The following is a 292-nucleotide window of genomic DNA, read 5'->3' as shown; positions in this document are numbered from 1 at the left end:
GATGCGGGTACTGGCCCGATGCTGAAACCGCAACAGCTCTTTCTGGTGCGAGAGCCCGTCGACATGCGCCGGGGCATCGATGCCCTGACTCAACACCTCGAGGGACTGAATTTGCGCTGGCAGGACGAAGCCGCTTTTGTTTTCTGCAACAAGGCCCGCTCCCGCCTCAAGGTGTTGCGCTGGGACCGACACGGCGTCTGGCTGTGTACCCGCCGTCTGCACCGGGCCCACTTTGTCTGGCCGAAGCAGGGCGAGCGCAGCTGGGTGATGACGCCCGCCCAGTTTGACTGGC

General features: G+C 64.0%; 1 protein-coding gene. It reads left to right on the top strand.

Annotated features, from left to right (window positions below):
• Positions 1-18: 18 nt before the first annotated feature.
• The coding region (gene tnpB, locus EAE92_RS24305) for an IS66 family insertion sequence element accessory protein TnpB (protein ID WP_105398609.1) at positions 19-292 on the top strand (274 nt) is incomplete at its 3' end.

Source organism: Photorhabdus hainanensis (assembly GCF_018448965.1).
GTDB classification, from domain to species: Bacteria; Pseudomonadota; Gammaproteobacteria; order Enterobacterales; family Enterobacteriaceae; genus Photorhabdus; species Photorhabdus akhurstii.
Note: the sequence above shows the minus strand (reverse complement) of the source record. Positions and strands in the feature narration are given on the sequence as shown.